Raw genomic sequence first — 13,778 nt, 5'->3', positions numbered from 1 at the left:
TGGCAAGAGCTGGCGGCCGGATCGCCTCTCCGCTATGGCTTCGCCTCCCCCAGTGTCCCAGCCGAAGAACCCGCCCCATGCCTCGTCTTGCCGTTTTCGACCTCGACGGAACCCTCATCGACACCGCGCCCGACCTTGTCGACACGACCAACGTGGTCCTGGAGGCGCGCGGGCTTGCCGCGGTGCCGGCCGAAATCATCGTCGATCACATTGGCGTGGGTGCGCGGGTGATGGTCGCCTCTGCGATGGCGGAACACGGGATCACGGTCGACGATGCCACCATGGACAAGATCCACGCCGAGTATCTGGCGCATTACGCCACACGCCTTGCCCGCCTCAGCCGCGCCTTCCCGGAAATTCTGGCGGCCTTGCCGAAGCTGAAGGCGGACGGCGTCACGCTTGCCGTCTGCACCAACAAGCGGGAGGACATGGCACGTCAGCTCCTCGGCGAACTCGGGCTGATGGACGAATTCGTCGTCCTTACGGGCGGCGACACGTTTGCCTTCTCCAAGCCCGATGCGCGGCACCTTCTGGAAACCATTGCCCTTGCCGGCGGCGATCCCGCAAACACCGTTTTCGTTGGCGACAGCCGGATCGACTTCGAGACCGCGCAGAACGCGAAAATCCCGATGGTCGGCCTCTCCTACGGCTATTCCGACGTGCCGATGGCCGAGCTTGGCCCGGATGCCCTGTGCAAGCCCGGCGAGGACATTGCCGCTGCGATCCTCGGCTTGTTTCCCGCCGCCTAGGCGCTGACAACGGCGGCGGCGAGCGGAAGGCGCACGGCAAACACCGAGCCGTCCGCCCCGGTGCGCTCCAGAACCAGCGTGCCGCCCAGCGCCGCCACAATCTCGTGCGCAATGGCAAGGCCGAGACCCGCACCCGACGGGTTGTTCTCGGACCCCGTGCCGCTGAATTTGGTGAACAGGCGCGGGCGCACGTCCACGCCGACGCCGGGGCCATGGTCGATCACCCGCAGCACTGCGGTCGCGCCCTCCGCCACGCCGCTGAGCGCAATCTTGTCCGACGTGCCATGGAACTTCACCGCGTTGGAGACGAGGTTTTCCAGAACCTGCGTCAACCGGTCCGCATCCGCGCGCACCCACAGGGGAACGGCTGCATCCAGTTCGATGGTGACGCCCTGCCGCGCGGCAAAACCTTCCATGGCCGCCGCTGCCTGTTGCAGGTGACGCGTTGCATCGAGCGTCTCGAACTTTATCGGCGCGCGGCCTGCCTCCAGGCGCGACAGGTCCAGAATGTCGTCCAGAAGCCGCGTCAGGCGCTCGGATTCGGAGGCGATGATGGCGAGAAAACGGTCTGCCCGCGCCTCGTCGAGCCCACCGTCGCGCAAGAGGTCGGCAAACGCGCGCACGGCTGTCAGCGGCGTGCGCATTTCGTGGCTGACGCGGCTCAGGAAATCGTCCTTGTCGGCAAGGAGTTCGGTGAGCGCCACATTGGCGGCGCGCAGCTCCTCCGCCGTGCGCTCCAGCTCCACCGAGCGGACGCCGAGGTCACGCGCGATGCGGATGGCGTCCTGGGTTTCGCCCAATAGCGACAGGGCGGCATCCACCGTGAGCGGCTCGCCGGTGGCCACCCGCGTGACCAGCGTGTGAGCCGACGCCGCGCCGACCGCAAACGCGATTTCCCGTTCCACCCGCGCCACGAAGGCACTGTCGACGGCATCGTCACCACCGCCGCCGAACATCTTGTGCGCTTCGGCCGGGCCGAGAATGCGCTGGGTGAGGTGGAGAAGATCCCGCCGGTTGGCGGAGCGGCGGAGCATCGGCTCCGGCCCGCCGCGCGACAGCGCGTCGACGAACAGCGTGGCCTGCAAACGCTCCATGGCCGAGCCGCTGGTGGCCAGCGAGACGGTCACATAAAGGAGCGTGTTGAGGCTGAGCGAGACCACCACGCCGAACACCAGCGGGTCCACCGCCCCTGCCCCCGCCACCATGTCTCCCGGCAAAAGAACGGTGCGCAGCATTGCCAGAAGCCCGGTGCCAGCGCCGAAACTCGGCACAAGCAGCGTGGCAAGCCAGGCGAGCGCCCCCACCGTCAGCCCGCTGACAGCGCCGGCCCGTGTCGCGTCGCGCCAGAAAAGGCCGCCGATGAGCGCCGGCGCGAACTGGGCCACACCCGCAAAGGCAATGAGGCCGATGGAGGCAAGGCCCACGCCGCCAGCTGCCGTGCGCGAATAGACATAGCCAAGGCCGAGCACCCCGGCGATGGCGATGCGCCGCGTCATCAGCACCGACGCCGACAGGCTCGTCGCGCCGCTGTCGCCCTTGCGCAGAAGCAGCGGCGCGACGAGGTGGTTGGAGATCATCACGGCCAGCGCAAGAGAGGCGACAATCACCATGGAGGTGGCCGCCGACAACCCGCCGATGAAGGCAAACAGCGCAAGCCCGTGCGCCCCTTCCGCAAGCGGCAGGGTGAGAACGAAAAGGTCCGGCTCGGTGCCCGCGGGCAACCGCGTCAGCCCGGCAACGGCGATGGGAAGCACGGCAATGGCGGTCAGAAACAGGTAGAGCGGGAAGAGCCAGCTTGCGAGCGCGATGTGCTTCTCGTCGCGGTTTTCGAGGACCCCCACCTGAAACTGGCGCGGCAGGCACACCATGGCAGCCGCCGACAAGGTGGTGAGGATCAGCCAGCGCACCCCCCCGTCCGCCGGCAGCGCCCCAACCTCCGCCAGCGCATTGTGCCAGTTGGAGAATGTCGCGCCCGCCACCGGCTCGGCGTCGATCATCGTGACCGCGAACACCGCAACCGCAAGGAGCGCGGTGAGCTTCACGATGCTCTCGAACGCGATGGCCGCGACAATGCCGGGCTGGCTCTCGTCTGCATTGAGGCGCCGGGCCCCGAAGATGACAACGAAGAATGCCATGGCGGCGGCGACCCAGAACGCAGTGTCCGCCGCACTCTCCCCCACCAGCACGGCAAAAGAGCGGCTGACCGCCAGAAGCTGCAGCGCGATGTACGGGGTGACGGAGGCAATGGCGATGGCTGTGACGAGGACCGCCACCGTCCGGCTCTTGCCGTAGCGGGCGGAGACGAAGTCCGCGATGGAGGTGATGCGCTGGGTTTTGGCAACGCGCACCATCTTGCGCAGGAGAAGCCACCACGCCATCAACAGCAGCGTTGGCCCGGTGTAGATGGTGACGAATTCGAGGCCGCCGCGGACCGCCGTGCCCACCGCGCCATAAAACGTCCACGATGTGCAGTAGACCGCCAGCGACAGCGTGTAGGTGACGCCGGAAAACAGCGCTCGCGAGCGTCCTGCCGCCGCCAGCCGGTCCACCACAAACGCAATCACGAACAGAAGCGCGACGTAGCCCCCGCCGATGAGGAGGACGAGCCCGGACGACAGCATCAGCGCCGCGCCCGCCCATGCGCGGTGAGCGCAATCAGAACGATGCCGACCAGCCAGACCGAAAAGACGTAGATCACCAGCGCCGGAATGCCGAACAGCGACCAGTCCCGGTCCGCCACGGCAAGGACGGGCGGCAGGAAGAACAGCGGACCTGCGGCCGACAGCGCCGCGCGGGCGCCCGGCCGCGGCGGCCTGCGCGCTGGCGGGGGCTCTGGGTTCATGCCGGCTGGATCAGCGCCCGGATCGTGTCCATCAGCGCGCGGTTGGAAAATGGCTTGGTCACGAACGCATCAACGCCGATGGCGGTCATCCGCGCCTTGTCGGCCGGTTGTCCCTTCGCAGTCAGGACGCAGATCTTGGGCACGGGATCGACCGCTCTGGCCGCTTGCGCCACCTCGAAGCCGGATGCGCCGGGGAGCATGATGTCGAGAATGAGGATGTCGTACTGTGCAAGGAGCGGCATTGCCGCGGCGCCGTTGCTGATCACCTTGGTCTCGATCCCTTCCCGCTCGCACAGGAAGGCAAGTGCCTCGGCGATGGCGGGCTCGTCCTCCACAATCAGGGCGCGGATGGCTCCGGCTCTCACAGGATTGCGCCGCCGTGGGCACGCTGCGCGCAGGACACCCGCGAACACGAGCGGCACTCATACCCCGCCGCGGTCACGACACTCTCGACCCCCGGCGGAAACGGATCCCCGTAGACGATGTCGCCAAGATAATCGGCCGGGGCGCCGAGCATCACCGAGAAGCGGGCGGCCGGCTGGGCGTGGTGCTGACGCGTCTTGTCCACGGCGCGGGCGATGAGAAGGAAGCGCTCGCCCTCCATGTCGGCAAGCTGGGTCAGCGTGCGGCCGCTCTCGCCGAAGGCACCGAACGCGCACCACAGCGGGCACGCGCCGAACAGCGGCAGACGCAGCGCCCGGCTCGACAGACGCTTTGATATGGTCCCCGCCGGATCGACCCGCAGGAAGGCGAACGGAATGCCCTCCTGCCCCGGTCGCCGAAGGGACGCCAGCCGGTGCGCCGCCTGCTCGAAACTGACGCCGAACCGGTCGCACAGAATGTCCACATCGTATCGGTTGCGGGTGGCGGCGTCGTGAAACGCATCGTAGGGCATGATCAATGCGCCCGCTGCGTAGCGCACCAGCGCGCCGCGCGCCCGCGCCACGGCCCCCTCGGTCCGGAACGCGCGCAGATCCAGCTCCGCGTCGATCACGCTGCCAAGTTCGCGCTCCACCAGCGAGGAGGCGGTGCGGAAACGGCTGGTGGGCGGCTCGGCGGCCGGCCGCGCCAACCCCGCCACAGCGTCTTCGAGGACCGGAAAATAATAATCCCGGTCCTGCAGATAACCGTCCACCTCGCGAACGTCGGCGCCTGCGGCATCCTCGCCCGCGCCTTCCTGAAGCGCTGCAATCATCTGCCGCGCCACGGTGGTCAGCCGTTCGCTTTCGCCCACCACGGTGCGGGTGAAGCGGGCGCGGGTCTCGCCGCCGGTGTCCACCAGGTCGGCGAGAATTTCGGCAGCGGAGCGGATCGAGGTGATCCGGCTCAGAATATCGTGTGCAAACGAGATCGACTGCGGATCGCGCCAGAACCGGTCCGCAATCCGGTCCGAATGAGCTTCGGCGGACAGGACGCGCTCGTTGAGCTGGAGGATGATGCGCGCCCAGTCCGGCGAGAACGCCACCAGCGAGGAAGCGTTCGGTTCCGCCGGTTCGCCGAGTGTGCGGGACACTTCGTCAAGGTCAGCGGCCAGGCGGTCGTCGCTGAGGGCGGTGAACGTCTCGGTGGTGACGCCCAGCTCTTCGGCGATCTGGCGCAGGAGCTTGCCGCCGATCTGCCGCTTGTCGCTCTCGATGAGGCTCAGATAGGCGGGCGAGACGCCCACGGCGTCCGCAAGCGCCCGCTGGGTCAACCCACGCGTGCGGCGCTGCGTCTTGATCCGATCGCCCATCGGGACGCGCTGAAATGAGCCCAAACCCGTGTCTCCCCCGGCGCCGGTTCAATGTCCGGCGCATCGTTATGGTCTTTACAAACTATACAGCACCCGCAAGCGCAACTTTACAAGAGTGTAACAACTGGCATGCTTCGCCTTGTTCCGACCATAACGCCTCATTTACACCGCAGTAGATGAGCGGAGTCGGCAAATGAACTCCGCGCCACTTGGGAGGATCGATATGGATCGCATTATACGTCCATCACGCCGCGGATTTTTGAAGACGACCGCACTCGCGGGTGCTGCGCTGACGACGCCAAGCTTTTTCGTCCGCAACGCCTGGGCGCAGGACGCAAATTTCTGCAACGCCCCCACCGGCGACACCGTGACGCTTGGTTTCAACGTGCCGCAGACCGGCCCCTACGCCGAAGAAGGCAAGGACGAGCTGCGCGCCTACCAGCTTGCCGTGAAGCACCTCAACGGCGAGGGCGACGGCGGCATGCTCACCACCATGCAGCCCACCACGCTCAAGGGTGACGGCATCCTTGGCAAGAAGGTCGCCTACGTCACCGGCGACACGCAGACCAAGTCAGACGCGGCCCGCGCCTCCGCCAAGCGGATGATCGAGAAGGACGGCGCCATCATCATCACCGGCGGCTCGTCCTCCGGCGTTGCGGTGGCCGTGCAGTCGCTCTGCCAGGAGATGGGCGTCGTCTTCATGGCGGGCCTCACCCACTCAAACGACACCACCGGCAAGGACAAGCGGCGCTACGGCTTCCGCCACTTCTTCAACGCCTACCAGTCCGGCCAGGCGCTGGGTTCGGTCGTCGCCGAAGCCTACGGCAAGGAGCGCCGCGCCTACCACTTGACCGCCGACTACACCTGGGGCTGGACGCAGGAAGAATCGATCAAGAACGCCACCGAAGCCCAGGGCTGGGACACGGTGCAGGCGGTTCGCACCCCGCTCGGTGCCGGCGACTTCTCGCAGTACCTCACGCCGGTTCTCAACTCGGGCGCCGACGTCCTGATCCTGAACCACTACGGCGGCGACATGGTCAACTCGCTGACCCAGGCCGTCCAGTTCGGCATGCGCGACAAGCAGGTCAACGGCAAGCAGTTCGAGATCGTCGTGCCGCTGTTCTCAGAGCTGATGGCGCAGGGCGCAGGCTCCGCCGTCGCCGGCATCTTCGGCACCGCCAACTTCTCGTGGATGTCCGACAACCCCGGTGCGCAGGCGTTCGCCAAGTCGTTCGGCCAGGAATATGGCCGCCCGCCCTCGCAGGCCGCCCACACCTGCTACGTGCAGACGCTGCTTTATGCCGATGCCGTGAACCGCGCCGGGACGTTCTACCCCGTTGAGGTCATCAAGGCGCTGGAGGGCTTCGAGTTCGACGGCATGGGCAACGGTCCGACGCTTTACCGCGCCGCCGACCACCAGTGCATGAAGGAATGCTACGTCGTTCAGGGCAACCCGAACGCCACGTCCGACTTCGACCTTCTGCCGATCTACAAGACCGTGGGCCGCGATCAGACGGACTACGATCCCTCGATCTTCGGCGGCGAGCTTGGCCCCTACGAAGTTGCCGGCTGCGCGGCCTGATCCATCGCAACGGCGCCGCGGCATCCCGCGGCGCCACGCCGGGCGCCCCCGCACATTGCCGGCGCCCGCTTCGGCCGGTCTGGCCGGCCACCTAGACAAGTGTCGTTTCAAGCACCGCGGCCTCCTCCGCCGCGGTGCTTGACCATGTGCGATCGGAGAGAGGTTCGATGGACGGTTTAATCCTGCAGGTCTTGAACGGGCTCGACAAAGGCGGTGCGTACGCGCTGATCGCCCTCGGGCTGACGCTCACCTTCGGCACGCTGGGTGTGGTCAACTTCGCCCACGGCGCGCTCTTCATGCTGGGTGCGTTCTGCGCGGTCACGCTTCAGGCAGCGCTGACGATTTCCACCCGCGTGCGCGACGAATCCATCACCTTCTTCGAGGCTTACAAGGAAATTCCCTACCTCGTCACATGGTTCGGCGACACCGGCGCCACCATCATCGACTGGGTGGTGCCGCTCTCGGTCCTCGTGACAATCCCCTTCATGCTCCTTGTGGGTGTCATTTTCGAGCGCGGGCTGATCCGCTTCTTCTACAAGCGTTCCCACGCCGAACAGATCCTCGTCACCTTCGGCATCGCCATTGTCGCGCAGGAACTCATCAAGGCCTTCTTCGGCGCCAACCCGATTCCGGTCCAGGCGCCCGAAATCGTGCAGGGTTCGGCCGACATCGGCGCATGGTTCGGCCTTTCGGGGAACCTCTCCTACCCGTGGTGGCGCCTCGTCTATCTAGCATCGGCCGCCATCATCATCGGCGCGGTGTTCGCGTTCCTCAACCTCACCACCTACGGCATGGTTGTCCGCGCCGGCATGGCCGACCGCGAGACGGTGCAGCTTCTCGGCATCAACATTCAGCGCCGCTTCACCATCGTGTTCGGCATCGCGGCCGTCGCGGCGGGTGTCGCAGGCGCGCTCTACACACCCATATTGCCGCCCAACTACCATATCGGGATGGACTTTCTGGTCCTGTCCTTCGTGGTGGTTGTCGTCGGCGGCATGGGCTCGCTGCCGGGGGCGGTCGCGGCCGGCTTCCTTCTCGGCATTCTTCAGTCGTTCGCCTCGCTCAACGAGGTGAAGGACATCCTTCCGGGCATCGACCAGATCATCATCTACCTTGTTGCGGTGGTCGTCCTGCTCGCCCGGCCCCGAGGCCTGCTCGGCCGCAAAGGCGTGATGGAGGCCTGATCCCATGGACACCACACCGGGCAAACCGATGACCGAAGACGCCAGCTCCGCCCACCACCGCGACAGCACGGAGCGGACCTCCGCCCTGCCGCCCCGCGGCCCGGAAATGGAGCCGCTCTGGCCCAAAGGCCGCGACCTTGTGATGACGGTGCTGTTCGCTGCCGCCGTCATGACCATGCCGATCTGGCTTCAGCCCTTCGGGGCGGCCTATCCGGACCTGATGCAGCGCTTCGCGATCTACGGGATCTTCGCGATCGGCTTCAACATCCTGTTCGGCCTCACCGGCTACCTCTCGTTCGGCCACGCAGCCTTTCTTGGCGTCGGCTCCTACGCGGCGGTGTGGTCGTTCAAGCTGTTCTCGCTCAACATCCTGCCGGCGCTTGCCTTGGCGGTGATGATGTCGGGCATCCTGGCGCTTGCCATCGGGTACGTATCGCTGCGCCGGTCCGGCATCTACTTCTCGATCCTGACGCTGGCGTTTGCGCAGATGTGCTACAACCTCGCCTATTCGGTTCTGACGCCGATCACCAACGGCGAGACCGGCCTGCGCGTCCTGCGTGACGACCCGCGCATCATCGACGCCGCCATCTACGGCACCAGCGAAGTGGCTGTGCCGCGGGCCGACTTCTTCGGCATCACCATGACCGGCATGTCAGGCTTCTACACCTGCGCGGTGTTTCTGATCATCGCCTTCATCGTTGCCCTGCGCATCAGCCGCTCACCGTTCGGAATGATGCTGCGCGGCATCAAGTCCAACCAGGTGCGGATGAACTATGTGGGCTTCAACACCCGCCCCTACACGCTGATCGCATTTGTGATTTCGGGCATGTTCGCCGGGCTTGCGGGCGGTCTCCTCGCCGTCATCGACCCGCTGGCCGGCGCCGAACGCATGCAGTGGACGGCGTCGGGCGAAGTGGTCCTGATGACCATTCTCGGCGGTGCGGGCACCTTGATCGGCCCGGTCCTCGGTGCCGTCATCATCAAATATTTCGAAAACATCTTCTCCGCGCTCGGCGACTCCACATTGATGAACATGTTCTCGTTCGTGCCGGAGGGGGCGCGGGACACTGTCGTCGCCATCGTCTCACCTTTCGTGGGCGATGGGTGGCACCTGACGCTGGGCATCATGTTCGTGCTGGTGGTGTGCTTCCTGCCGGGGGGGCTGATCGAGGGCTTCCGCCGCATCGGCCGGATGTTCCGCGCCAAGAAGGAGGGCTGAGCGATGGTCGCCAACCGCGTGCTCCACGTTGCCGACGTGCAGAAATCGTTCGCCGGGCTGAAAGCGCTCACCGACATCGACCTGGAGATCGAAGAGGGCAAGACCCACGCGATCATCGGGCCGAACGGCGCCGGCAAGTCCACCCTCCTTAACGTGTGTGTCGGGCGCCTTGCGCCCGACAGGGGAGCCGTCGTGTTCGACGGGGACGTGATCACGGGCAAGACGCCCTACCAGATCAACCAGCTGGGCATTGCGCGCGTGTTCCAGACGCCGGAGATCTTCGCCGACCTCACGGTCCTGCAGAACGTGATGACGCCCGCCTTCTCCAAGCGGGACGGGGCGCTGCGGATGAACATCTTCTCCAGCCTCGACTCCGACAAGGACATCCGCGCAGCCGCCGAGGAAACCCTTCTCGACCTCGACCTTGCCGACAAGCGCAGCGCGGACGCAAGCTCGCTCTCCCGCGGTGACAAGCGGCGCCTCGAGCTTGCCATGTGCCTCGTTCAAAAGCCGAAGCTCCTGCTCTTGGACGAGCCGACCGCCGGCATGAGCCGCCTCGACACCAACCGCACCATTGACCTTCTGAAACGGATCAAGGCGCGCGGGATGACCAAGGTGATCATCGAGCACGACATGCACGTGGTGTTCTCGCTGGCAGACAAGGTGTCGGTTCTGGCGCAGGGCAAGATCATCGCCGAGGGCACGCCGGACGAGGTCCGCGCCAATCCCAAGGTGCAGGAAGCCTATCTCGGAGGAGCGCACTGATGGACGCTGCAGTCAAAAATGCCCCGCGGGAGCCGCAGTCGGCCGCAGATGGCTACTTCAGCTGCGAAAACATCCACGCCTACTATGGCGAAAGCTACATTGTGCAGGGTGTGTCGTTCACCGTGCGCGAGGGCGAGGTGCTGGCGCTCCTCGGCCGCAACGGCGCGGGGAAGACCTCGACGCTGCGCACCATCGCACGCACCGATTCGCCGCAATTGAAGCAGGGCACCATCCGCCTCGCCGGACAGGACCTGACGAAGATGCGCGCCTTTGAAGCCGCCGCGGCCGGTGTGCAGCTCGTGCCCGAAGACCGGCGCATCATTGCGGGGCTGACGGTTGAGGAAAACCTGAAGCTTGCCCAGATCGCCGAGCCGCGCGGCTGGGAGATCGAACGCGTCTACGATCATTTCCCCCGCCTTGCGGAGCGGCGCAAGCAGGAAGCCATCACCATGTCGGGCGGCGAACAGCAGATGCTGGCCGTGGCCCGCGCGCTCTGCCGCGAAATCAAGCTTCTGCTGCTGGACGAGCCCTACGAAGGGCTCGCGCCTGTCATCGTGCAGGAGATCGAAGGCATCGTGCGCGAGGTGAAGGAAATGGGCATCACCACCATCATGGTGGAGCAGAATGCCATTGCCGCACTCCATCTGGCCGACCGCGCCATCATCATGGACATGGGCGAAATCGTGTACACCGGCACCGCAGAAGAGGTGCTGGGCGACAAGAAGTTGCGCGAAGACTACCTTGCCGTCTGACTGTCCCGAAGGCGTTCCGAGCCTTGCCGGAGCGTTTTTTCAAGACAGTTGTGTGTCGCTAGACCGCTCCGTACCGTTTTCTTTGGCGTTTGGCCGTGCGACTGTGCGCTCTTGATCGTCGCAGGCTTTTCCTGTGACCCACAGGAGTAGCCGGCGCGATGCGTCTTCAAACCAATACCGCCGTTTCCGACGGTCAGTCCGCGTCGCATACCGAAGGCCAGCTGGTCGCCGAAGGTGTGTACGGGGCTGAGGCCATTGAAGCCGCCTGCCGCTGGGTCTGCCCCACGGAAGACCTGCGCCGCGATCTGGTGCGCGCCATGCTGCGCGACTTCGTGGTCGGCTGCGAGGTGCGCGCGACGCTCCCGGCAGGCCCGCGCCTCTTCGCATCCAACCATCAGGTGGCAAGCGACGTGGGGTATTTCGCCGCACTGATGTCCGGCCTCAGCCGTCAGCTGTGCGACATCGTGACGTGGGATGCCCACTACGACCTCGATTCCAGCCAGATCAACCGCGCGCTCTACACCTATCCGGACGGGCCGGAGCGCACCGTGGCGACCACCTTGCGCCAGCGCATGGTGAACCAGCAGGAGCCGCGCGACATGGTGGGCGTTGCCCGCGCCATCGGCCGGCGGCTCAGCGAGGAAGACCACTCGTTCGCCTGCGTCTGCGTCCACGGCGAGACCGACCGGCACGAGGGCCAGGAGATGCGCGGCATCGGCGCCCCGTTCCTCGATCTTGCGCTCGAAAATGACATCCCGATTACCCCTGCCCGCTTCAACTGGGGCCTGCCGGACGAGAACGAGGGCCGGCTGATGTGGTCCAAGAACCTCGCGCCGCTCTATTTCGTCACCGGCGCTGCCATCGAGCCGTCGGATCTTTCGGGTCTCTCGCGGGTGGCGCAGCGCAATATGGTGGCCGAGGCGATCAACGCGCTGGCCGTGCCCCGGCCCGAAAGCCACTTCGATGACGCGCGCACAAGGGAAGACCGGGTGCGGTGGCTCGCCACCAACGCCGGCATGGGTCTCACCAAGGCGATCCTGTGCGACGGCCTCTTCACGACCCCGCCCGAAATGCTGACCGACGAGGGCCGCAAGTTCCTTCATCTGGCGAGCATTCCCGGCGCCGGCGATGCGGAACGGGCGGGGGGCTTCTTTTACCGGCTGTGCCGCTGGCTGTCGGACGGTTTCGGCTCCTCGCGCATTCCGACGCTCACCAAAGTCTATCCCCACCTTCAGTCCGTCGCCTGATCTTTCCGGGTCATGACCGCAGCGCCCGTCACGCCACCGATCTTCGACGGTCACAACGACCAGCTTTCAAAGCTGCTGCACGACGGTGACCGGCGGGCCTTTGCCGACAATCCGGGCGCTGCAATCGACGTGGCACGGGCGAACACGGGCGGGTTCGCGGGCGGTCTGTTCGCCATATGGATCCCCTCGGCGCAGGCAACCGGGATCGACTTTGGCGCCATGGCCGCGGCAAGTTTCGACGTCCCCTTGCCCGATGAAGTGCCCCGCACCACAGCCCTGCCCGTGGCGATGGCGCAGATTGCGATCCTCCTCGACCTGGAGCGCCAGGGGCACCTTCGCATCTGCCGCACGGCCGCGGAGATCCGCAGCACCATGGCCAACAATGTGATGGCCGCCGTCCTCCACATGGAGGGCGCAGAGGCCATCGACGAACAGCTCGATACGCTCGACGTGTTTCATGCGGCCGGCTTGCGCTCGCTGGGGCCGGTCTGGTCGCGGCCCAACCGGTTCGGCCACGGGGTGCCCTTCCGCTTTCCCGGATCGCCTGACACCGGACCGGGTCTCACCCCCGCCGGCGTCCGCCTTGTGGAGCACTGCAATGCGCGCCGGATCATGGTGGACCTGTCCCACATCACCGAAGCCGGGTTCTGGGATGTCGCGCGCATCAGCAAGGCACCGCTGGTCGCAAGCCACTCCAACGCCCACGCGCTGTGCACCACAACACGCAACCTGACGGACCGGCAGCTCAGTGCCATTGCCGAGACCGGCGGGCTCGTCGGCATCAACTTTGCCGCGGCCTTCCTGCGCGAGGACGGGCGGATGAGCGCCGACGTGCCGTTGTCGCGCGTGCTCGAACATGCCGATTATCTGATCGAGCGGCTGGGCGAAGACGGGGTCGGCTTCGGCTCGGACTATGATGGTGCGGTGGTGCCGGCCGAAATTTCCGGCGTGGAGCGGTTGCCCCGCCTGCGTCAGGCGATGGCCGACCGGGGCTACGGCCCGGCGCTGATCGCCAAGCTTTGCCATGAGAACTGGGTGGGCGTTCTGGAGCGCACCTGGGGCGCCTGACCTCGCCGCCAACGGCCGCGCCAGCCTTGCCGGCGCCGCCTCAGTGGTTTTCCGCGGTCAGATGGTGGCGAGCGTCCAGGCCACCACATCGGCCGCCAGTGCCTGCGATGCGCGGTTGAGGCCGTCGGCGGCACTCCCCGCGCTGTCGCCGGACATCGGCACCACGGTCACGAAGATCCGGTCGGCAACGACGCGGCCGTTGCTGTCGTTGAGGATCTTGGCGGTGAGCTCCACCCGCGCCACGTCCACCCCGAAGGTTTCCGCCTGAAACGCACGGACTTCCGTCACCACCTGATAATTGATCAGGAGGCTCTGCCCCGGCAGGCCGACGGCCTTCACGCGCCCGGTGTTCTGGAACGTGTCGAGCAGGACGCGCTGGATGACCTTGGGTGCGGAATCTTCCAGCGCCACCGCAGGATAGTAGGAGAGCGTCGATGCGGTCGGCTTGACCGGGATCCGCGACGAGGACAGCGATTCCAGCGCCCGCGGTTCCGGCACCAAAAGCTGCGCCGTGGTGCCCCTGGATGAGGGCACCGATTCCAGCGCGTTGATCGTGTAGATCGCTTCGATGTTGCTTCCGCCGCCGCTACAACCCGCGAGCGCCGCAATTAAGAAAATCGAAAGGATTCGGGTCAACG

13 protein-coding genes are annotated in these 13,778 nt (G+C 66.1%); 8 read left to right on the top strand and 5 right to left on the bottom strand.

Features of this window, described 5'->3' with window-relative positions:
- The first annotated feature begins 77 nt into the window (after window positions 1–77).
- Window positions 78–749, top strand: coding sequence for an HAD-IA family hydrolase (locus tag RDV64_RS14145; RefSeq protein ID WP_309195563.1), 672 nt, complete (start codon window positions 78–80; stop codon window positions 747–749).
- Here the strand turns inward: RDV64_RS14145 and RDV64_RS14140 are convergent.
- The 4 genes from RDV64_RS14140 to RDV64_RS14125 are packed head-to-tail and all read right to left on the bottom strand — an operon-like array spanning window position 746 to window position 5,347.
- Window positions 746–3,370, bottom strand: a complete 2,625-nt coding sequence (locus RDV64_RS14140) for a sensor histidine kinase (protein ID WP_309195562.1) — start codon at window positions 3,368–3,370, stop codon at window positions 746–748. The two genes, RDV64_RS14145 and RDV64_RS14140, sit on opposite strands and share 4 nt — an antisense overlap.
- On the bottom strand, window positions 3,370–3,591 hold the full coding sequence (locus RDV64_RS14135; RefSeq protein ID WP_309195561.1) for a hypothetical protein: 222 nt from the start codon (window positions 3,589–3,591) through the stop codon (window positions 3,370–3,372). The genes RDV64_RS14140 and RDV64_RS14135 overlap by 1 nt, the downstream gene beginning before the upstream one ends.
- Window positions 3,588–3,956: a response regulator transcription factor gene (locus RDV64_RS14130; RefSeq protein WP_309195560.1), complete on the bottom strand. Its 369-nt coding sequence runs from the start codon at window positions 3,954–3,956 to the stop codon at window positions 3,588–3,590. The genes RDV64_RS14135 and RDV64_RS14130 overlap by 4 nt, the downstream gene beginning before the upstream one ends.
- Window positions 3,953–5,347, bottom strand: a complete 1,395-nt coding sequence (locus RDV64_RS14125) for a short-chain fatty acyl-CoA regulator family protein (RefSeq protein ID WP_309195559.1) — start codon at window positions 5,345–5,347, stop codon at window positions 3,953–3,955. Before RDV64_RS14125 ends, RDV64_RS14130 begins: the two co-directional genes overlap by 4 nt.
- 199 nt (window positions 5,348–5,546) lie before the next feature.
- Between RDV64_RS14125 and RDV64_RS14120 the strand changes: the two genes are divergently transcribed.
- The 7 genes from RDV64_RS14120 to RDV64_RS14090 all read left to right on the top strand — a co-directional run bounded on the left by RDV64_RS14120 (window position 5,547) and on the right by RDV64_RS14090 (window position 13,140).
- A complete protein-coding gene (locus RDV64_RS14120) occupies window positions 5,547–6,905 on the top strand; it encodes an ABC transporter substrate-binding protein (protein ID WP_309195558.1) in 1,359 nt (452 codons plus the stop codon).
- 167 nt (window positions 6,906–7,072) lie between these two features.
- Window positions 7,073–8,089, top strand: coding sequence for a branched-chain amino acid ABC transporter permease (locus RDV64_RS14115; RefSeq protein ID WP_309195557.1), 1,017 nt, complete (start codon window positions 7,073–7,075; stop codon window positions 8,087–8,089).
- Between the two features lie 106 nt (window positions 8,090–8,195).
- Window positions 8,196–9,308 carry a branched-chain amino acid ABC transporter permease gene (locus tag RDV64_RS14110; RefSeq protein ID WP_375143830.1) on the top strand — a complete coding sequence of 371 codons (1,113 nt, stop codon included), beginning with the start codon at window positions 8,196–8,198 and terminating at the stop codon, window positions 9,306–9,308.
- Between the two features lie 3 nt (window positions 9,309–9,311).
- A complete protein-coding gene (locus RDV64_RS14105) occupies window positions 9,312–10,073 on the top strand; it encodes an ABC transporter ATP-binding protein (protein ID WP_309195556.1) in 762 nt (253 codons plus the stop codon).
- Window positions 10,073–10,825, top strand: coding sequence for an ABC transporter ATP-binding protein (locus RDV64_RS14100; RefSeq protein ID WP_309195555.1), 753 nt, complete (start codon window positions 10,073–10,075; stop codon window positions 10,823–10,825). Before RDV64_RS14105 ends, RDV64_RS14100 begins: the two co-directional genes overlap by 1 nt.
- A gap of 158 nt (window positions 10,826–10,983) precedes the next feature.
- Window positions 10,984–12,072: a hypothetical protein gene (locus RDV64_RS14095; RefSeq protein ID WP_309195554.1), complete on the top strand. Its 1,089-nt coding sequence runs from the start codon at window positions 10,984–10,986 to the stop codon at window positions 12,070–12,072.
- A gap of 12 nt (window positions 12,073–12,084) precedes the next feature.
- Window positions 12,085–13,140: a dipeptidase gene (locus RDV64_RS14090; RefSeq protein ID WP_309195553.1), complete on the top strand. Its 1,056-nt coding sequence runs from the start codon at window positions 12,085–12,087 to the stop codon at window positions 13,138–13,140.
- A gap of 57 nt (window positions 13,141–13,197) precedes the next feature.
- Here the strand turns inward: RDV64_RS14090 and RDV64_RS14085 are convergent, their stop codons facing one another.
- The gene (locus tag RDV64_RS14085; RefSeq protein ID WP_309195552.1) at window positions 13,198–13,776 is read right to left on the bottom strand and encodes an ABC-type transport auxiliary lipoprotein family protein; all 579 of its coding nucleotides are present in this window, start codon (window positions 13,774–13,776) and stop codon (window positions 13,198–13,200) included.
- Between the last annotated feature and the right edge of the window lie 2 nt (window positions 13,777–13,778).

It is taken from the genome of Acuticoccus sp. MNP-M23 (assembly GCF_031195445.1).
GTDB lineage: Bacteria > Pseudomonadota > Alphaproteobacteria > Rhizobiales > Amorphaceae > Acuticoccus.
Note: the sequence above shows the minus strand (reverse complement) of the source record. Positions and strands in the feature narration are given on the sequence as shown.